General features: G+C 67.3%; 19 protein-coding genes and 3 tRNA genes. 16 read left to right on the top strand and 6 right to left on the bottom strand.

Going from position 1 to position 18,373, the window contains the following annotated elements; translation table 11 throughout:
• Positions 1-164: 164 nt before the first annotated feature.
• The 13 genes from P5G52_RS00835 (at position 165) to P5G52_RS00775 (ending at position 8,294) form a co-directional block, all read left to right on the top strand.
• A tRNA-Glu gene (locus tag P5G52_RS00835) sits at positions 165-237 on the top strand.
• Between the two features lie 86 nt (positions 238-323).
• Positions 324-397 (top strand) — tRNA-Asp (locus tag P5G52_RS00830).
• Positions 398-467: 70 nt separating this feature from the next.
• Positions 468-540 (top strand) — tRNA-Phe (locus P5G52_RS00825).
• Between the two features lie 206 nt (positions 541-746).
• Entirely contained in the window at positions 747-1,247 is a 501-nt protein-coding gene (locus P5G52_RS00820) for a hypothetical protein (RefSeq protein WP_301224094.1), read from the top strand.
• 96 nt (positions 1,248-1,343) lie between these two features.
• Positions 1,344-1,802 (top strand): Asp23/Gls24 family envelope stress response protein, encoded by a 459-nt coding sequence (locus tag P5G52_RS00815; RefSeq protein ID WP_301224093.1) that lies wholly within the window; start codon positions 1,344-1,346, stop codon positions 1,800-1,802.
• A gap of 7 nt (positions 1,803-1,809) precedes the next feature.
• The gene (locus P5G52_RS00810) at positions 1,810-2,001 is read left to right on the top strand and encodes a DUF2273 domain-containing protein (protein WP_301224092.1); all 192 of its coding nucleotides are present in this window, start codon (positions 1,810-1,812) and stop codon (positions 1,999-2,001) included.
• 28 nt (positions 2,002-2,029) lie between these two features.
• Positions 2,030-2,404, top strand: coding sequence for a hypothetical protein (locus P5G52_RS00805; protein ID WP_301224091.1), 375 nt, complete (start codon positions 2,030-2,032; stop codon positions 2,402-2,404).
• Positions 2,401-3,003, top strand: coding sequence for a DUF6286 domain-containing protein (locus P5G52_RS00800; RefSeq protein ID WP_301224090.1), 603 nt, complete (start codon positions 2,401-2,403; stop codon positions 3,001-3,003). The genes P5G52_RS00805 and P5G52_RS00800 overlap by 4 nt, the downstream gene beginning before the upstream one ends.
• Complete coding sequence (locus tag P5G52_RS00795; RefSeq protein ID WP_301224089.1) at positions 3,000-3,677, top strand: hypothetical protein; 678 nt, start codon at positions 3,000-3,002, stop codon at positions 3,675-3,677. Before P5G52_RS00800 ends, P5G52_RS00795 begins: the two co-directional genes overlap by 4 nt.
• A gap of 182 nt (positions 3,678-3,859) precedes the next feature.
• Positions 3,860-5,209 carry an ABC transporter substrate-binding protein gene (locus tag P5G52_RS00790; protein WP_301224088.1) on the top strand — a complete coding sequence of 450 codons (1,350 nt, stop codon included), beginning with the start codon at positions 3,860-3,862 and terminating at the stop codon, positions 5,207-5,209.
• Positions 5,210-5,351: 142 nt separating this feature from the next.
• Positions 5,352-6,317, top strand: coding sequence for a carbohydrate ABC transporter permease (locus tag P5G52_RS00785; RefSeq protein WP_225437298.1), 966 nt, complete (start codon positions 5,352-5,354; stop codon positions 6,315-6,317).
• 74 nt (positions 6,318-6,391) lie between these two features.
• Positions 6,392-7,279: a carbohydrate ABC transporter permease gene (locus P5G52_RS00780; protein ID WP_435868686.1), complete on the top strand. Its 888-nt coding sequence runs from the start codon at positions 6,392-6,394 to the stop codon at positions 7,277-7,279.
• A gap of 4 nt (positions 7,280-7,283) precedes the next feature.
• Positions 7,284-8,294, top strand: coding sequence for a LacI family DNA-binding transcriptional regulator (locus tag P5G52_RS00775; protein ID WP_301224086.1), 1,011 nt, complete (start codon positions 7,284-7,286; stop codon positions 8,292-8,294).
• Positions 8,295-8,352: 58 nt separating this feature from the next.
• On the opposite strand, the gene P5G52_RS00770 is transcribed toward P5G52_RS00775, so the two are convergent.
• The 6 genes from P5G52_RS00770 to P5G52_RS00745 form a co-directional block, all read right to left on the bottom strand.
• On the bottom strand, positions 8,353-9,192 hold the full coding sequence (locus P5G52_RS00770; RefSeq protein ID WP_301228578.1) for a DUF8083 family protein: 840 nt from the start codon (positions 9,190-9,192) through the stop codon (positions 8,353-8,355).
• A gap of 5 nt (positions 9,193-9,197) precedes the next feature.
• Complete coding sequence (locus tag P5G52_RS00765; RefSeq protein WP_301224085.1) at positions 9,198-10,007, bottom strand: exodeoxyribonuclease III; 810 nt, start codon at positions 10,005-10,007, stop codon at positions 9,198-9,200.
• 26 nt (positions 10,008-10,033) lie between these two features.
• Complete coding sequence (nadE, locus tag P5G52_RS00760; protein ID WP_301224084.1) at positions 10,034-10,858, bottom strand: NAD(+) synthase; 825 nt, start codon at positions 10,856-10,858, stop codon at positions 10,034-10,036.
• A 48-nt stretch (positions 10,859-10,906) separates the two neighbouring features.
• Complete coding sequence (locus tag P5G52_RS00755; protein WP_301224083.1) at positions 10,907-11,905, bottom strand: sugar phosphate isomerase/epimerase family protein; 999 nt, start codon at positions 11,903-11,905, stop codon at positions 10,907-10,909.
• A 90-nt stretch (positions 11,906-11,995) separates the two neighbouring features.
• Positions 11,996-13,168, bottom strand: coding sequence for a Gfo/Idh/MocA family protein (locus tag P5G52_RS00750; protein ID WP_301224082.1), 1,173 nt, complete (start codon positions 13,166-13,168; stop codon positions 11,996-11,998).
• Positions 13,169-13,255: 87 nt separating this feature from the next.
• The gene (locus tag P5G52_RS00745) at positions 13,256-14,299 is read right to left on the bottom strand and encodes a substrate-binding domain-containing protein (RefSeq protein WP_435868628.1); all 1,044 of its coding nucleotides are present in this window, start codon (positions 14,297-14,299) and stop codon (positions 13,256-13,258) included.
• Between the two features lie 154 nt (positions 14,300-14,453).
• Here P5G52_RS00745 and P5G52_RS00740 point away from each other — a divergent pair, with 154 nt between their 5' ends.
• The 3 genes from P5G52_RS00740 to P5G52_RS00730 all read left to right on the top strand — a co-directional run bounded on the left by P5G52_RS00740 (position 14,454) and on the right by P5G52_RS00730 (position 18,348).
• The gene (locus P5G52_RS00740; protein ID WP_301224080.1) at positions 14,454-15,974 is read left to right on the top strand and encodes a sugar ABC transporter ATP-binding protein; all 1,521 of its coding nucleotides are present in this window, start codon (positions 14,454-14,456) and stop codon (positions 15,972-15,974) included.
• Positions 15,971-17,029 (top strand): ABC transporter permease, encoded by a 1,059-nt coding sequence (locus tag P5G52_RS00735; RefSeq protein WP_435868627.1) that lies wholly within the window; start codon positions 15,971-15,973, stop codon positions 17,027-17,029. Before P5G52_RS00740 ends, P5G52_RS00735 begins: the two co-directional genes overlap by 4 nt.
• Positions 17,030-17,139: 110 nt before the next feature.
• Entirely contained in the window at positions 17,140-18,348 is a 1,209-nt protein-coding gene (locus tag P5G52_RS00730; protein WP_301224079.1) for an ROK family transcriptional regulator, read from the top strand.
• Positions 18,349-18,373: the final 25 nt, after the last annotated feature.

Below are 18,373 nucleotides of genomic sequence, written 5' to 3'. Positions count from 1 at the left end.
GGGAGGCTCCCGTCGGGCCTGGGAACCGGGTCCCGCGCGCCGGTTTCCGCCGATTTTGTGGAATCGAGAATCTGCCCCTATAGTTTTATAGGTCCACGACAGGGAATGATCCGCCGGAAATGCTTGCTCTCCGGAAGGTCGCAGGAACCCGAACTGTGGTCCAGGCCCCCATCGTCTAGCGGCCTAGGACACCGCCCTTTCACGGCGGCGGCACGGGTTCGAATCCCGTTGGGGGTACGCAGGAGACGCCTTAACGGGCGGTCAACCGGAACGAAAAGTGCTGGTAGGCTGGAACTCTTGCAAAACAGCAAGGAAGTTAGCAAGGCCCTGTAGCGCAGTTGGTTAGCGCGCCGCCCTGTCACGGCGGAGGTCGCGGGTTCAAGTCCCGTCAGGGTCGCTCAGGCGGCTGGATCCCCTCGGGGAGTCCGGTCGGGCTGGATACGGTGATCATCGGAAGATGGTCGCAAGGCTCTGTAGCTCAGTTGGTAGAGCGTTCGACTGAAAATCGAAAGGTCACCGGATCGACGCCGGTCGGAGCCACTGCTGAAAACCCCGCAGTTCCCCAGGGAACGCGGGGTTTTTTCGTGCGCCCACTCCCAGCAAATGCCGGGGTTGGGGTCGTAGCATCGCGCGGACGGGTCGTGGTATCGCGACGGGCGGGCCGGCGTCGCCCGGTGCAACCCGGGATAGTAGTCGGGGTTCCGAGCGTTGAACCTCCGGCCCCGCACCGAGACGAAAGGGCATTCGTGAGACTCCTGCACACCGCTGCCTGTCTGGGCGCGCTCGCGCTCGCCCTCGCAGGGTGCAGCCAGGACGCGCCGGTGCCCGCCCAGACGATGCTCACCATGCCCGCCAGCCCCTCCCCGGAGCCGGACGCACCCTCCGAACCGCCGCAGGACGGGCCCGCCCTGCCGGGGGAGGGCGCGGTGACGGGTCGGGAGACAGGGGCAGCAGCCGGCCCGGATCCCTCGGACTCCTGCGTCCTCGTGGCGGGCGGAGTCACCACGGCCATGCTCGCCCCCCTGAGTCTCCGCTCCGCATCGGATCCGGAAGAACTCCTCGCCCTCGAGCAGCAGATCCTCGACCTGCGGGACAAGGTGCCGGCCGACCTCTACGACGACTTCACCACTCTCGCCCACTCGGTGGAGGCGCCCCCCAAGGGGTCCGGTACCTTCGATGAGAAGGCTTTCCGCCATTCCATGGTGCCCGTGCAGGACTGGCTCGCCCGGCACTGTACCCGCTCCTGATCGTCCTGCGGCCGGCAGGAGCACCGCTCCCCGCTGCCACGCCCGGGCCCCGGTGCCGTGGCTTAGGCTGGGCACAAGCGAAAGGGGCCTTCTTCGATGATCGAGCAACCCACGGGGCGTCCGTTGCCCGTCCTGCAGGACACGGCTGTCGGAAGGACCGTCATCGGTGATCAGGCCGCGGTCAAGATCGCCGCCATCGCCGCGCGGGCGGTGCCGGGTGTCCACTCGCTCGGGCTCGGAGCCGGCCGCGCGCTCGGAGCCATCCGGGACGCCGTCGGAGCCAACGACCTCTCGCAGGGAGTGAAGGTCGAAGTCGGCCAGACGCAGCTCGCCGTCGACGTCAGCCTGATCGCCGAGTACGGCTATGCACTCCATGCCCTCGCCGATGCCGTCCGTGCTGCCGTGTACGACGCGCTCACGCAACTTGTCGGGCTCGAGGTCATGGAGGTCAACGTCGAGGTCCTGGACGTGCATCTCCCGCCACCGGCAGAACCCAGGACGGTCGAACGCGTCCGTCCCACGGGCTCCTCCCAGGTCCAGCACCGAGCCGAGTGAGGTATTCATGACTCCCACCACGATCGGTATGGCCGCAGGAGCGGTGCTCGCCTTCGCAGCCCTGATCTTCGGATTCTGGGGCTTCGTGCTGACCCTCGTCCTGGTGCTCTGCGGAGCCCTCGTGGGGCGCACAGTCGAGGGCAAGCTCGACCTGCGCGGCGTCGTCGACGCCCTGTCCGGCCGACGCTCGTCCTCGTGACCGCCGAATCCTTCCCTCCTGCACGCGCATGACGGCCGTCCCCCTGCCCCCGAACGCCATGTCCGGGCACAACCGCATCACCACCCAGGCCCTCACCAGCACGGCGCAGGCTACCGCCGCGGAAGTGCTCGGGGTGCAGCCCGCCCAGATCCGGGCGTCGTTCTCCGACGACCGGGGGCTCCTCGCACTCCTGCTCGCCCTGCCGCTGCCGGTGCCTCCGCTCACCCGGGTCCTCGACGATCCCGGGATCGTCGATTCGTTCGGAGGGCCGCTCTGGGCGCGTGCCGATGCCGCGCGCGCTCCGATCCTCGAGCGCGTCCAGGAGCTCACGGGAGCGCGCCTGAGCCGAGTGGACATCCGCATCATCGGCAGCACCGTCACCAAGGGGGTGAGGGTGCAGTGAGTCCCGATCCGCTCGACCGGTCGACGCCGGCCTCCACAGCCCGACTCGTCCGCCGGGAACTGTATTCGTCGCGGGCCGTCGCGTCGGTGGTGACGGGTGCCCTCCTGATCGCGGCCTGCCTGGTCCTGCTGTTCGAGGCCATCCTCAAGGCTGTAGGGGAAGCGCCGTTCCTGCTCGACGTCGAAGCTGCGGGCGCCTGGATCGGGGCCCTGCCCGGCGCGGCGCCCGCCTCCCTCCTCGGAGCCGGATCCGTCTTCCTGCTCGTCCTCGGCGCCCTGCTTCTCCTCCTCGCGGTCCTGCCCGGCAGGCGGGCCCGCTACACCATTCCGGACGGTCGGGCCGCGATCGTCGTCGATGCCGAGGTGGTGGCGTCGTCGCTGGCGCGCAGGGCGCGGGTTGCGGCAGGAGTGGCACCGGAACAGGTCCTGGTGACGATCAGCCGCGCCTCGGTTCGGGTGCAGGTCCGGCCTACGTCGGGTGTCCCTGTCGACGCCGATGCCGTTCGCACTGCCGTCGCGGACGATCTGCGGCTCTCGAGCGTCGAGCCGGCGCCGAGGATCACCGTCGTCGTGGCGGAGTCGGGGGTGATCGGGCAGTGAACACCACCCCGCGGCTGCTCAACCGACTCGTCCTCGCCGTCGTCGGCCTCCTTCTGCTTGCCGCAGGGGCCGCAGGACTCTCCGCCCTGACGCTGCCCGCCGTCGCCTCCTGGTGGGGGTCCGCAGCTCCCCGCGTGGGCGGATGGATCGACCGTGTGCGGCGGGGAACGACGCTCGAAGGCCAGTCGGATACGTGGCTGTGGCTCGCGCTCGCGGCCGCACTCCTGGTCCTGATCGTGCTGCTCGCGCTGTGGATCGCTGCGCAGGGCAGGGGCAGGACGGGACTCTTCGCGTCCGTCGACGGGCACGCCGGCGGTTCGTCGGGCGCCCGGGTCGCTCGCGACCGGGACACGGGTGACCGGGACGCGGGCGACAGCGGGACGCCGGGATCGGTCGTCATCACGGCCGCGGCCGTGGAGCAGGCACTGAAGGCCGCGCTGCTCGAGCGCACCGACCTCGCGGGCGCCTCCGTCAGCACGTGGGAGGTCCGTGGTGTCCCGGGACTGCGCGTCCGGGTGTTCCCGAGGAAGGGTGTGCCGCCCTACGTGACCGCTGCCGAGGTCTCCCGGCTCGTCGAGGCCCTGGATGTGGTCACGGGATACCGCACCCCGGTTCTCATCAGCATTCGATCTGGTGCACGGGTGCGCTTCACAAGGGCCGAGCGCGTCACCTGACACCGGCATCCGTGTCACGGTTCGGTATCGAATGCTGGAAGAAGGACAGAGAGCTTGTGGGGGTACATGTAAGCGCTTACTGTTGCGGTACCTACATAGTGAGGCGGCACAATCCTGGTTCACGGCGATGTTCGCCGTGCATCCGAAGCATTGGGGGCCGCTGGACAAAGGAGTCTGTTTCAATGGCGAAAACTCGCTCACGGAAGTTGGTGCTGCCCGCTGCAGCGCTCAGTGTTTCCCTCCTCGCGCTCGCCGGGTGCGGATCAGGCGGCTCGGACAGCGCGGGCGGATCGGAGAACGCGGACTGCGCCGCCTACGAGTCGTACGGAACATTCGAGGACGCCGAAGTCAGCGTCTATTCGACCATCGTCGACGTCGAAGCCGAGCGGCTCGAGGCGACTTGGGCCGACTTCTCGGAATGCACCGGCATCGAGGTCGCGTACGAGGGGTCCAAGGAATTCGAGACGCAGATCGGCGTTCGCGCCCAGGGCGGGACTGCTCCCGACCTCGCGATCTTCCCGCAGCCGGGTCTGCTCGCCACCCAGGCCGGGTTCCTCAAGCCGGCACCCCAGGAGGTCTCCGATCTCGTGGACGAGGGCTGGTCGGAGGACTGGAAGGCCTACGGCACCGTCGACGGCACCTTCTACGCGGCACCGATGCTCGCCAGCATCAAGGGCTACATCTGGTACGTCCCGGCCACCTTCGAGGAGAAGGGCTGGGAAGTTCCCACCACCTGGGACGAGATGATGGAGCTGACGGAGAAGATCGCCAGCGAGGAAGAGGACATCAAGCCCTGGTGCGCCGGTTTCGAATCCGGGGAAGCCACCGGCTGGCCCGGAACCGACTGGGTCGAGGACGCGGTGCTCCGCGAGAACGGCCCCGAGGTCTACGACCAGTGGGTTACCCACGAGATCCCGTTCAACGATCCGCAGATCGTGAAGTCGTTCGACCGCGTGGGCGACATCCTCAAGAACGACGACTACGTCAACGGCGGCTTCGGCGACTCGCGCTCCATCCTCTCGACGCCCTTCTCAGAGGCCGGTCAGCCTGTCCTCGATGGCCAGTGCGCCATGCACCACCAGGCATCCTTCCAGGCGTCCAACTGGCCCGAGGGGACCAACGTGGCCGAAGACGGTGACGTCTGGGCCTTCATGACCCCTCCTGTCGATCCTGCTGCCGGCACTGCGGTCACCGGCGGTGGCGAGTTCATCGGTGCCTACACGGACCGTCCAGAGGTCCAGGCGCTCCAGGCCTTCATGGCAAGCGCTGATTTCGCCAACATCCGCGTTGCTCTGGGTGGAAACATCAGCGCCAACAAGGGACTCGATCCCGAGGTGGCGACATCGGACCTCGACCGCCAGTCGATCGAACTGCTGCAGGACCCCAACACGGTGTTCCGCTTCGATGCCTCCGACCTGATGCCCGGCGCCGTCGGCTCCAACTCCTTCTGGAGCGGCATCGTGAACTGGATCAACGGTTCCTCCACCGAAGAAGTCACGCAGACGGTCGAAGACAGCTGGCCTGCATCCTGATGCGCTGACGGCTGGTGCCATCGCCCCGACGGGTGATGGCACCAGCCGCCGTCGGTACTGCAGGCCGGACCGCTCCAGGTGGGCCCTGCAGCACCGCCCTTCCCGAAATCACTTTCATCACGCGCACCAAGGAGGCTGGGCTGTGGAAGATTTTGCTGACAAAGGTTTACAGGTGGTGGTGGGGCTCGCCATCTTCGCGGCCATCATCGGCCTCATCATGCTGGTCGTGGACCGGGCGCCGAAATCCGGGCGCGAGAAGCTCCAGGTCGCCGGATTCCTGGCACCGGCCCTGATCCTGCTGGCCGTCGGGCTCGTGTTCCCGGCGCTCCAGACTTCGTACATCTCTTTCACCAACCGCAACGGGGAGTTCGTCGGGCTCGACAACTTCGTCTGGATGTTCACGCAGCCGGAGGCGCTGGTGACCCTGAGGAACACCCTCATCTGGGTGGTCCTCGTCCCGCTGCTCGCGTCCTCGATCGGACTCGCCTATGCCGTGTTCATCGACCGCGCGCGCGGCGAGAAGGCGCTGAAGGCGCTGGTCTTCATGCCGATGGCCATCTCGTTCGTCGGTGCCGGCGTGATCTGGCGCTTCGTCTACGCCTACAAGGGTGCGGAGCAGAACCAGATCGGGCTCCTCAACCAGATCCTGGTGTGGCTGGGCCAGGAGCCCAAGCAGTTCCTGCTCGATGCCCCGGAGAACACCTTCTTCCTGATCGCGGTCATGATCTGGATCCAGACCGGTTTCGCCATGGTGGTGCTGTCGGCGGCCATCAAGGGCATCCCCACGGAGATCGTCGAGGCCGCACGGCTCGACGGCGCCAGCGCCTGGCAGCAGTTCCGCAACGTCACCATCCCCACCATCCGCGGTTCCCTGATCGTCGTCATCACGACCATCACGATCGGTACCCTCAAGGTCTTCGACATCGTCCGGACCATGACCGCAGGCCAGTACGAGACGTCGGTGGTCGCCAACGAGATGTACACCCAGGCGTTCCGGGCGGGTGAGCCCGGCAGGGGTGCCGCGCTGGCGCTGGTCCTGTTCCTGATGGTGCTGCCCGTGGTCGTCTACAACGCCCGGCTGCTCCGCAAGCAGAAGGAGATCCGATGAGCACTGTGCCGCTGGACAACACGAACGAGCTCCTGCCGGACGTCAAGGATGACGCGGCCCAGGGGCGACGGACCATGCAGAAACGGGTCAAGCAGCGGCTGACGTCGCGGAGGGCCACTGCCGCCGCGATCATCATCGCCGTGATCTGGACCGTCCCGACGTTCGGACTGCTGGTCTCGTCCTTCCGCCCGGAGGACAACATCAAGGGCAACGGCTGGTGGAACGTCCTCACCGATCGCCAGTTCACGCTCGAGAACTACGCCGACGTCCTCAGCCCCGGAGGAAGCCAGTCACCCAACCTGCTCTCCTACTTCGTGAACTCGCTGGCGATCGTCATTCCCGGGACCGTCTTCACGCTGGTCCTCGGCGCCATGGCGGCGTACATGTTCGCGTGGGGCCGGTTCAGGGGGAAGGACAGCCTGTTCATCTTCGTCTTCGCCCTGCAGATCGTCCCCCTCCAGATGGCCCTGATCCCGCTGCTCCAACTGTTCACGAAGGTGCTCAAGTTCGGCGACTTCCAGGTTCTGCCGAGTGGTACCTATGCACAGCTCTGGGTCGCCCACACGATCTTCGGACTGCCGCTGGCCATCTTCCTCCTGCACAACTTCATCGCGGAGATCCCGGGCGAGGTCATCGAGGCGGCCCGCGTGGACGGGGCCGGGCACAGCACCATCTTCTGGCGCATCATCATTCCGCTCGCCACGCCCGCGCTGGCTTCCTTCGGGATTTTCCAGTTCCTCTGGTTGTGGAACGACCTCCTCGTGGCGCTGGTGTTCTCCGGCGGCGGGGCCGACGTCGCGCCGATCACGCAGCGCCTGGCCGAGATCCAGGGTTCCCGCGGCGGAGAGTGGCAGCGTCTGACAGCGGGAGCCTTCGTGTCCATCATCGTTCCGCTGGCAGTGTTCTTCGGGCTGCAGCGCTACTTCGTGCGGGGTTTGCTGGCCGGCGGCCTGAAGGGCTGAGAGCATGACCAGCATCGACGACGTCGCTGCGCACCTCGGCGTCTCGACGGCCACGGTGTCCCGCGCCCTGCGCGGGCTGCCGGGGGTGGCCGAGGAGACGCGCGCGCGGGTCAACTCGACCGCGAAGGAGCTGGGATACGTACCGTCGTCGTCCGCCTCCGGGCTCGCCTCCGGGCGCACCATGGCGATGGGAGTGCTCGTCCCGGTGATCGACCGCTGGTACTTCTCCGCCGTCCTCGAGGGCGTCGACCGCCAGCTGCGTGCCGCCGGGTACGACCTGATCCTGTTCAGCCTCGGCGGCGACGGCGTGAACCGCGACCGGGTGTTCCACCGCTCCATCCTCCGCAAGCGCATCGACGCCCTGCTGGTGATGTCCATGCACCTGACGGAGGAGGAGCGGAAGGCAGTCCAGCAGCTCGAGTACCCCAACATCGTGGTCGGCGGCGCTGTGGAGGGTGTCCGGCACGTGGGCATCGATGACGCGAAGGCGGCCCGCGACGCCGTGGAGCACCTGATCGGCCTCGGCCACACGCGAATCGCGCACATGCGGGGCGGTGGTTCTTTCGACATCGACTTCCAGGTGCCGAGGATCCGGCAGCAGGCCTTCCAGCAGGTAATGGAGGACCACGGACTCCCGGTGCGCGAGGACTGGTCGGCCTTCGGCGACTTCCGGTTCACCACGTCGCGTGTGTCCGCGCTCGCGCTGCTCGCCGACCCGGCGAACCGGCCGACGGCGGTGTTCTGCTCGTCCGATGAGATGGCGTTCGGTGTGCTGAAGGCCGCGGCGGAGCTCGGCATCGATGTTCCCGGTGAACTGTCGGTCATCGGCATCGACGACCACGAGTTCTCCGAGCCCATGGGCCTGACCACCATCCGGCAGGACCCCGAGGACCAGGGAGCGTACGCGGCCGAGCTCCTGCTCGGTGAACTGCTGCGCAACGAGCCTGCCGATTACCCGCCCCCGCGGCCGCACCTGCTCGTCGAGCGGCACTCGACGGGTCCTGCGAGGGGCTGAGCGGCCCGGGTCGATCGCCGGCCGCTGCGTGCTCAGGAGGAGCAGGCCGCCTCGTGCCTCAGGAGGCGCGCGCGAGCTGGCGGATCGGGATCCACCGTGACGCGAGGCGGCGGTAGGAGGCAGCCGCGCCCATCATGTCTGCTTCGGCGAGGCTCTCGATGCCCAGCCGGACGTCCATCGGTGAATCGTCCGGGAAGACCCTGTCCGCCACGGGGCCGTAGTCCACCTCCACGACGGCGTCGCGCCGGAAGACCTCCAGCCACTCGACGATCTCCGTGAGCTCATCGAGCAGGTCCATCTCCGGTGCGCCGATGGCGAGCTGGGCAACCGAGCGCCGGCCACGGTCGATGCAGTCGCCGATCCTCGCCGTGATCCGCACGGTGGAGACCCGGCCGTCGTCCTCGACGACCTCCGTGAGGTCGTCCTCGTGGATCAGCGCGAACCAGGCGAACGGCACACCCCACGTGGCCGACCGCGTGTGCAGCTTCGCGACGGAATCGGCGAACGTATCGGGGTCCAGCCTCGCCTGGTGGGCCTCGCGGGCCACATCGGGAACGAGGACATCGATCAGGGGTCCGCGCAGGCTCTGGTCGAGTGACTCGGCGGCGAGCGTGGTGCGGACGGCGAGCTGGTTGGGGCAGTAGTACGGCGCCGTCGTCCCGTTCAGGCTGGGGAAGTGCGTGACCCGGACGAGGTCCGGTTCATGGTGCGGGAACGGATCCGACACCGTGCGCAGAATGCGTCGCAGGGACTGCTCGTGCTCGATCGCCTCGGTCAGTTCGCGCTCCCGCCCGCGCTGTTCCAGGATGGCGAGCTGCTGCGAATCGGAGAAGGCGTCGAGGGGCTCGTAGACGCGGAGATAGGAGACGTAGGGAAACGGCCGGGCACCACCGCCCATCCGGCTCACGGCTCGCTGAGTTCCACGACGACGGGGGCGTGGTCCGAGGCGCCCTTGCCCTTGCGCTCCTCGCGATCCACGAAGGCGTTGGCGGCACGGGCGGCGAGGGCGGGCGAGCCGAGGACGAAGTCGATCCGCATGCCCTCCTTCTTGGGGAACCGCAGCTGCTTGTAGTCCCAGTAGGTGTAGGAGCCGGGCCCGGGCGTGTACGGACGCGCGAGGTCGGCGAACCCGGAATCGAGGAAGGCCTGGAACGCGGCGCGCTCGGGCGGGCTGACGTGGGTGTAGCCGCCGTTGACGAAGAGGTCGATGTCCCAGACGTCCTCGTCCTGCGGGGCGATGTTCCAGTCGCCCATCAGGGCGATCTGCGCCTGGGGGTCCTCGGTGATCCACTGCCGGGCGTGGCCACGGAGCGTGTCGAGCCACTCGATCTTGTACGGCATGTGCGGGTCGTCGAGGGCCCGTCCGTTGGGGACGTACAGGCTCCAGACGCGGACACCCCCGCAGGTGGCGGCGATGGCCCGTGCTTCCTGCACCGCCTCGGTGCCGGGCTTGCCGAAGGTGGGCTGGTCGGGAAAGGTGCGCTCGACGTCGTCGAGCCCTATGCGGGAGGCGATCGCGACGCCGTTCCACTGGCTGAGGCCGAAGTGCGCCACCTCGAAGCCGCTGTTCTCGAACAACTCCCAGGGGAAGTTGTCGTCCTTGCACTTCGTCTCCTGGATGGCCAGGACGTCGACGTCGGACCTGTTCAGCCAGGCTTCGACACGGTCGGCACGGGCGCGGAGGGAATTGACGTTCCAGGTGGCGATCTTCACGGACCCTACGTTACCAACGGCGGTGTTTACTCCCGCCACCACGAATCGAACAGGGTCACCGGCACTGTCCGCTTGTGCCGTGTGATCCAGTAGCGGTGTTCGATCGACTTCGCGGCGTCGGGATCGATCTCGCGCCCCTCGAGGTAGTCGTCGATCTGCTCGTAGGTGAGCCCGAGCTCGTGCTCGTCGGCCCGGCCGGGAAGGTCGTCCAGGAGGTCCGCCGTCGGGATCTTGTTGTAGAGGGCCGGCGGTGCACCCAGTTCCTCCAGCAGGGCGCGGTTCTGGCGCTTGTTGAGTCCGAAGAGGGGCAGGATGTCGGCTCCGCCGTCGCCGAACTTGGTGAAGAAGCCGGTGACGGACTCGGCGCCGTGGTCCGTCCCGATCACGAGGAGGTTGTGCTGCCCCGCGACGGCGTACTGCGCCACCATACGGGCGCGGGCCTTCGTGTTGCCCTTGGTGAAGTCCGAGATGGGCTCACCGGTGGTGTCCGCGTACTCCTGCTGGATGCCGTCGACGGCGGGGGCCACGTTGAACACCTTCGAGGTGCGGGGCTGGATGAAGGCGAGGGCGGCCTGCGCGTCCTCCTCGTCCTTCTGGACGTTGTAGGGGAGGCGCATCGCGATGAAGTCGGCGTCCATGCCCTCCGACCGCAGTTCGTCGACCGCGAGCTGGGCGAGCTTGCCGGCCAGGGTGGAGTCCAGCCCGCCACTGATGCCGAGGACGAACCCGCGGGTACCCGACGACCGGACGTAGTCCTTCAGGAACCCGACCCTGCGGCGGACCTCCGCAGCAGGGTCGATGGTGGGCTGGACGCCCATTTCCTCAATGATCTGTGCCTGGAGTTCACGCATCCACCTAGGCTACTCCGGTCGCGTTTCGCCCGGGTTACGTCCGGGAGCCTACTGGCTGAAGGCGGCGTCGAAGGAGGTTTCCGAGGGCGCGAAGTCGAAGCGCTTGAGGAAGGCGAGGGCCTCGGGCGCTCCCTGCAGGCGGTCCATGCCGGCGTCCTCCCACTCGACCGAGATGGGGCCGGTGTAGCCGATGGCCGTGAGTGCGCGGAAGCTGTCCTCCCAGGGCACGTCGCCGCGGCCGGTCGAGACGAAGTCCCAGCCCCGCCGCGGGTCGCCCCAAGGCAGGTGCGAGGAGAGGATGCCGTTGCGGCCTCCGCCCATGCGCATCTTCGTGTCCTTGCAGTCCACGTGGTAGATCCGGTCCTTGAAGTCCGAGATGAACGCGACGGGGTCGATCTGCTGCCACAGGAAGTGGCTCGGGTCCCAGTTCAGGCCGAAGGCCGGGCGGTGCCCGATGGCTTCAAGTGTGCGCTGGGTGGACCAGTAGTCGTAGGCGATCTCGGAGGGGTGGACCTCGTGCGCGAAGCGGACCCCGCACTCGTCGAAGACGTCGAGGATCGGGTTCCAGCGGTCCGCGAAGTCCTGGTAGCCGGCGTCGATCACGGAGGCGGACACCGGCGGGAACATGGCCACGTACTGCCAGATCGAGGATCCGGTGAAGCCGATGACGGTGTCCACGCCCAGCTTCTTCGCCAGGCGCGCGGTCAGCTTCATCTCCTCCGCGGCGCGCTGGCGCACGCCTTCGGGGTCGCCGTCGCCCCAGACCTTCGCACCGACGATCCCCTTGTGGCGGAAATCGATGGGGTCGTCGCAGACGGCCTGGCCCTTGAGGTGGTTGGAGATGGCCCAGACCTTGAGTCCGTTGCGCTCCAGGATGTCCAGCCGGTCCTGGATGTAGGCGTCGTCGTCCCAGCGCCAGGCGTCGAGGTGGTCTCCGGAGACTGCGATCTCCAGGCCGTCGTAGCCCCACTGCCCGGCCAGTTCGGCGACCTTCTCGAAGGGCAGGTCGGCCCACTGGCCGGTGAACAGGGTGAAGTTGCGGGTCATGGAATGTCTCCTTGTAGGAAAGGGGCGAGGTGCTCCGCCAACTGGTCGCCGTCGCCGCGGAGTGGCTTCGGTTCGGTCCGCAGACCCGTTCTAGACGGTCTTGGTCCAGACGCTCTCGGCGTCCGCGCTGCGCTCCACACCATTGAGCACCTTCTGCACCTGCAGGCCATCGGCGAACGACGGTTCGGGCTGGCGGCCTTCGGCGATCGCTTCGACGAAGTCCTTCGCCTGGTGGGCGAAGCCGTGCTCGTAGCCCAGGAGATGGCCTGCGGGCCACCATGCGGAGATGTAGGGGTGGGCTGGTTCCGTCACCATGATGTTGGTGAATCCCTGTCGGGTGTCGGGCGCCGTCGCATCGTAGAAGCCGAGGGAGTTCATGTTCTCCAGGTCGAAGGAGATGGCGCCGGTGGAGCCGGCAACCTCTATGCGGAGCGCGTTCTTGCGACCCGTGGACATCCGGGTGGCTTCGAACGAACCGATCGCGCCACCGTCGAAACGGCCGTTGAAGAGCGCGAGATCGTCCACGGTGACGCTCCCGCGCTCGGCTGCGGCGGTACCCGCGAGCCCTGATGCCTGACCGAGCAGAGGCCGTTCGTGGACGAAGGTGTTCAGGATGCCGCTGACGCCGATGATTTTCTGGCCGGTGATGAACTGCGCCAGGTCGACGGCGTGGGCACCCAGATCGCCCAGCGCCCCGGATCCGGCATGGTCCTTCTGCAGGCGCCAGGTCAGGGGTGCTTCGGCGTCCGCCAGCCAGTCCTGCAGGTAGGCGGCCCGTACCTGGCGGATCTCGCCGATCGCGCCCGACCGGACCAGGTCCCTCGCGAAGGCTGCCGCCGGAACGCGCCGATACGTGAAGCCGACCATCGCAAAGATGTCCTTGCCGGCGCTGTCCGCCGCGGCGGCCATTGCCTGGGCCTCTTCGAGGGTGTTGGCAAGCGGCTTCTCGCACAGCACGTGCTTGCCTGCCTCGAGCGCAGCTATCGCGATCTCGGCATGGGAACCACCGGGAGTGACGATGTCGACCACGTCGATATCGTCACGGGCAATGGCCGCCCGCCAGTCCGTGGCGGTCTCCTCCCAACCCCATTTCCTGGCCGCAGCCTCCACCCCCTGGGCGTTGCGTCCCACGAGCAGTGCCATTTCCGGTCGGGCCGGGAGGTCATGGAAGCGCGGTGCAACCCGCCAGCCCTGTGAATGGGCGGCCCCCATGAAGCCGTGCCCGATCAGCGCAATCCTCAGGGGTGGTAGGTCATTCAGCATGGTTCCTCTTATCCGGCGGCTCGTGTACTGACTGGTGGATCGAGGCGGGACGCCATGCCAGTGGCAGGGCGTCCCGCCTATCTCGTTCTACGATTCGAAGGCCGTCGGCAGGTACTGCTCGACGTTGTCGCTGGTGACGACAGGGGCGTTCAGGACCAGACGCTTCGGGACTTCCACTTCCACGAGATCGCTCATGGCCTTGCCCTGGGCGATCAGGCGAGCCATGCGGATGCCGTCCGCTGCCTGGGTGGAGGGATAGATGACGGTGGCTTTGAGGACGCTCTCACCGGACTGGATCTCGCGCATGGCGTTGGCCGAGCCGGCGCCGCCGACCATGAAGAACTCGTCGCGGCCTGCGTTGTCGATCGCAGCCAGGACGCCGACACCCTGATCGTCGTCGTGGTTCCAGATGGCGTCGATCTTCGGAGCTGCCGACAGGAGCTGCGATGCCGCAGCTTCGCCGCCCTGGACCGTGAAGTCGGCGGCGACGCGGTTGTCCACGTCGAGACCGCAGGAATCCAGGGCGTCCTTGAAGCCCCGGCTGCGGTCCTGCGTCAGGGGCAAGGAGTCGATGCCTGCGATCTCGGCGACCACCGCGTCGTCGTTGCCGTCGAGCTGCTCACAGATGTAGGTGCCCGCGCTGACGCCCATTCCGTAGTTGTCGCCCAGGACCGTCGCGCGTGCCGCGAAGGAGCTCGAGAATTCCCGGTCGACGTTGATCACGGGGATGCCGGCTTCCATGGCCTGGGTGGCGACCGGGGTCAGGGCGGCGCCATCGGTCGGCAGCAGCACGATGGCATCGACGCGGTCGTTGATGAACTGCTCCACCTGGCTGATCTGCAGATTCGCGTCGTTCGTTCCTTCAGCTACGCGCAGGTCGATGTCCTCGTACTCCTTCGCCGCGGCAGTAGCGGCGGAGTTGATGGCACCCAGCCACCCGTGGTCCGCGGCGGGTCCGGAGAACCCGATGACCACCGTGTCCCCCTTGGCCTGGTTGCCCTCGACCGATGCATTCGTGGGCTGCGTGTCGGTGTCCTCCGCTGCGGGGGTGCACCCGGTGACAAGGGCGCCGACAGCAAGGAAGGCACCGGTGGTGATCAGCATTTTCCGGCTGGTACGAACTGCAAGCATCTGAATCTCCTCGTTGAGTTAGGTGCGTCTCCGCCAAGGGTGCAACAGGCGTATCCAAGCCGCAGCCGGGCGTGACTGGCATCACAGTAACAGAAGAACGAGGAAAATCGACGCCTTTCTGTCGGCGTTCGACATAACGTGTTAGCTTGATCACATGTTCGATGACGATCAGCCGCGGCCCTTGCTCGAAGTCCGGGGAATCACCAAGCAATTCGCTGGTGTGCAGGCGCTGAAAGGCGTCGATCTGGAGGTACTTCCAGGGGAGGTGCACTGCGTCATGGGCCAGAACGGGGCGGGAAAATCCACCCTCATCAAGACGCTGTCCGGGGTGCATCAGCCCGATAGCGGCGAGATCCGCTGGGAGGGGGAGGAGATCTCCCTCTCCGACCCCACCGCCGCCCTGGCCCTGGGCATCGCGACCATGTACCAGGAGCTCGACGTCGTGGACGGGCTGTCCGTGGCCGAGAACATCTTCCTCGGCCACGAGCGCGCGACGAGAGGTGTTCTGCACGTCAGGAAAGCCAACGCGACCGCCCGGGCCCTGCTCAAGCGGCTCGGCCACGGCAACCTCTCGCCGTCCACCGAGGTCGGCACACTGTCCGCCGCCAACAAGCAGATCGTGAGCATGGCACGAGCCCTGTCACGGGACGCGAAGATGATCATCATGGATGAACCGAGCGCCATCCTCGACTCCGGTGAGGTCGCCAACCTGTTCCGCGTAGTGCGGGAACTCACCGCCCAGGGGGTCGCCGTCGTCTACATATCCCACCGCCTCGAGGAGATCCGCCAGATCGGGGACCGCATCTCGGTCATCAAGGACGGCCGCAGCACGGCCAACGGCCTCAGTGTCGCGGACACCCCGAAGACGGAGATCATCCGCCTGATGACCGGCAGGGAGGTCGAGAACATCTTCCCGGCAAGGCAGCCCATCGCGGCCGACGCCCCGGTGGTGCTCGAGGTGGACGATGTCGAACTTCTCGGACATTTCGACAAGATCAGCTTCACGGTGCGGGCCGGTGAGATTCTCGGGTTCGCCGGACTGGTGGGATCAAAGCGATCCGAGATCCTCGAAACCATCTACGGTGCGCGCAAGGCCTCGTCCGGCAGGGTCTCCGTCAAGGGCAAACCCCTCCGGCCGGGATCGGTCGCATCGGCCGTCGAAGCCGGCATGGGGCTCTCGCCCGAGGAACGCAAGAGCCAGGGACTCATCCTGGACGAGCCGTTGTTCAAGAACGTCACACTCTCGACCTTCGAGCGTTTCGCCCGTGCCGGGTACCTGGACGAACGGGCCGAGCGGAACGCCGCCCGCGAGCAGATCACCGCGCTCGAGCTCCGTCCGGCCGATCCGGACCGACCCGCCCGGACGCTGTCCGGCGGCAATCAGCAGAAGATCCTCCTCGCCCGCTGGCTGGTCCACGGAACACCGGTGCTGCTGCTCGATGAACCCACCCGCGGCGTCGACGTGGGCGCGCGCTCCGAGATCTACGGGCTCATCCGCAGGCTCGCAGCGGCCGGGACGGCCATCATCGTCGTCTCGAGCGAGATCGAGGAGGTCCTGGGCCTCGCCGACAATGTGCTCGTCATCGATGACGGCAAGGTCCTCGCTCAGACCACGGCAAGCGAAATAGACGAGCACGGTGTGCTCGACCTCGTCATGAAGGGAAGTGCCGCGTGAGCGAGCAGAAGACCACGGTGGCCGGCCCGCATCCCAGCGCCCCGGCCGACCATTCCACGGAGTCGAAGGCGGCCCCCCTGCAGGACTTCCTGAGAGGCCCGGCCGGCCGCAGCCTGGGCCTCGTCATCGCGCTCGCGCTGCTTTTCGTGGTGGGTGCCATCACCAGCGGGGACAGGTTCCTCAATCTCGAGAACCTGCTCACCATCCTCCGGCTTGCCTCCATCACCGGGGTGATCAGCATCGGCGTCACCTTCGTCATCACCGCGGGCGGAATCGACCTCTCTGTCGGGTCCGTCATGGGCCTGACGACGGTGGTCGCCACCATGGCAAGTGTGCAGCTCGCCGCCACCCAGTCGTCGTGGATCCTGATGGTGCTCGTGGCGTTGGCTGTCGGCGCCGCCGCCGGGCTCATCAACGGCGTGGTGATCGCGTACGGCAATGTCGTCTCCTTCATCGCGACCCTGGCAATGCTGGTCGGCGCGCGAGGTCTGGCCGAGCTCATCTCCGGCCGGACCACCCAGATCGTGAGCAACCGCGACTTCCTGCAGGTCATGCGTGCCGAACTGATCGGCATCCCCATCCTCATCTGGATCTTCGCCGTCGTGGCCCTGGCGGGCTGGTTCCTCCTGAACCGCACCACGTTCGGCCGCCGGACCATTGCGATCGGCGGGAACCTGGAGGCGTCCCGGTTGGCCGGTATCAAGGTGAGGCGGCACCTCGTCTACCTGTACGTCCTTGCCGGGCTCGCAGCCGGTATCGCGGGAATCATGATGCTCGGCCGGACCACTGCGGGAACCTCGACGCACGGGCTCCTCTACGAACTCGACGCGATCGCTGCCGTCGTCGTCGGCGGAACCCTGCTCATCGGTGGACGCGGCACGATCATGGGGACCGTCCTGGGTGTCCTCATCTTCAGCACCCTGACCAACGTCTTCACCCAGAACAACCTGGACACGTCCGTCCAGGCACTGGCCAAGGGCTCGATCATCGTCGTCGCGGTCCTCCTGCAACAGCGCTTCGCAGCACGTGGACCTCGACGGGGGAGAAGGACCTGAACCCGGCCTGCTACCCCTGCGTCCATGACGTCGGGGAGCAGCGCCATGCCCTGCAGGCAACCTCCTCACCCCCCGGGCGGTTCCGTCGATAGCTGTGCTGGAATGAGTCGATGAGTGACATAAGTAGTTTCAACGGTCTCGGGTCGTCAGGGGCAAGCGGACTGTTCCAGATCCTGCGCGACGGACGCCCCCGCACGAGGACCGAACTCGCGGAGCAGATGGGGCTCGCGCGCTCGACCGTCACGCTGCGCCTGGAGGCGCTCATGGAACTCGGGCTGGTGGGTTTCATCGACGACCCCGTCTCGACCGGCGGGCGCCCTTCCTCGCGGATCGCGCTGAGAGCGGGCCGCAAGGTGGTCCTCGGCGTCGATATCGGGGCCTCCCATCTGCGGGTGGCGGTCACGGACCTGACCGGCCACCGCCTGCACGAGGCCGAGCGAACCATGGCAGTGGCACTCGGTCCCCACCTCGTGCTCCAGGCGGTGGTGGAACTGGCGACCGGGCTGCTCGAGGAGTCAGGACGCGCACTGACGGACCTGCTGGCCATCGGCATCGGGGTGCCAGGGCCGGTGGAGCACAGGACCGGCCGCCCGATCAACCCGCCGATCATGCCCCGCTGGAACGGGTTCGATGTTCCGGGCTACCTGCAGGACCACTTCCACGTTCCGGTCCTCGTCGACAACGACGTGAACATCATGGCGCTGGGTGAGCGGAACGTCGCCTGGCCGAACGTCGACAACCTGATCTACGTGAAGGTCGCCACGGGCATCGGTTCGGGAATCGTCTCCAGCGGTATGTTGCAACGGGGTGCCGACGGCGTCGCGGGCGATATCGGGCATATCCGGGTACACAATGGAACGGGCGTCCCCTGTCACTGCGGCAACAAGGACTGCCTCGAGGCCGTCGCGTCAGGGCCGGCGGTCGCGTCGAAGCTGCGAGCGCTGGGCAGCGATGCCCGGACGAGCGAGGACGTCGTCCGGCTTGTGGGAGCGGGCAACACCGAAGCCGCCCATGCAGTCCGCCAGGCGGGCAGGGATGTGGGGGAGGTGCTCTCGGCCTGCGTCAGCCTCATCAATCCGTCCGTGATCGTCATCGGTGGTTCGATGGCGCGCACCGGGGAACAGTTCATCGCAGGCATCCGCGAGGCGGTGTACTCGCGGACGGTTCCGCTGGCGACGCAGCACCTGCAGATCGTCCAGTCGAGTTCGGGGGTCCATGCCGCGGTGCTGGGCGCGAGCATGCTCGCCATTCACCACGCCATGTCTCCGGAGCGCATCGACGCGATGGTGCTCGGTCTCTCCGGGGCGCCGACGGGCTGATGGCCGGTGACGGTGCGTCCCGTGC

This window comes from Arthrobacter burdickii, from assembly GCF_030433645.1.
Classification (GTDB): domain Bacteria; phylum Actinomycetota; class Actinomycetes; order Actinomycetales; family Micrococcaceae; genus Arthrobacter_D; species Arthrobacter_D burdickii.
This window is presented reverse-complemented; position numbering and strand designations above follow the sequence as displayed.

Bases quoted from the DNA above. Each gene is read 5' to 3' on its own strand.
- P5G52_RS00815 (WP_301224093.1), top strand. From the start codon at position 1,344: ATGATCGAGCAACCCACGGGGCGTCCGTTGCCCGTCCTGCAGGACACG.
- P5G52_RS00810 (WP_301224092.1), top strand. From the start codon at position 1,810: ATGACTCCCACCACGATCGGTATGGCCGCAGGAGCGGTGCTCGCCTTC.
- P5G52_RS00805 (WP_301224091.1), top strand. From the start codon at position 2,030: ATGACGGCCGTCCCCCTGCCCCCGAACGCCATGTCCGGGCACAACCGC.
- P5G52_RS00790 (WP_301224088.1), top strand. From the start codon at position 3,860: ATGGCGAAAACTCGCTCACGGAAGTTGGTGCTGCCCGCTGCAGCGCTC.
- P5G52_RS00780 (WP_435868686.1), top strand. From the start codon at position 6,392: ATGCAGAAACGGGTCAAGCAGCGGCTGACGTCGCGGAGGGCCACTGCC.
- P5G52_RS00775 (WP_301224086.1), top strand. From the start codon at position 7,284: ATGACCAGCATCGACGACGTCGCTGCGCACCTCGGCGTCTCGACGGCC.
- P5G52_RS00770 (WP_301228578.1), bottom strand. From the start codon at position 9,192: ATGGGCGGTGGTGCCCGGCCGTTTCCCTACGTCTCCTATCTCCGCGTC.
- nadE (WP_301224084.1), bottom strand. From the start codon at position 10,858: ATGCGTGAACTCCAGGCACAGATCATTGAGGAAATGGGCGTCCAGCCC.
- P5G52_RS00755 (WP_301224083.1), bottom strand. From the start codon at position 11,905: ATGACCCGCAACTTCACCCTGTTCACCGGCCAGTGGGCCGACCTGCCC.
- P5G52_RS00750 (WP_301224082.1), bottom strand. From the start codon at position 13,168: ATGCTGAATGACCTACCACCCCTGAGGATTGCGCTGATCGGGCACGGC.
- P5G52_RS00745 (WP_435868628.1), bottom strand. From the start codon at position 14,299: ATGCTTGCAGTTCGTACCAGCCGGAAAATGCTGATCACCACCGGTGCC.
- P5G52_RS00740 (WP_301224080.1), top strand. From the start codon at position 14,454: ATGTTCGATGACGATCAGCCGCGGCCCTTGCTCGAAGTCCGGGGAATC.
- P5G52_RS00730 (WP_301224079.1), top strand. From the start codon at position 17,140: ATGAGTGACATAAGTAGTTTCAACGGTCTCGGGTCGTCAGGGGCAAGC.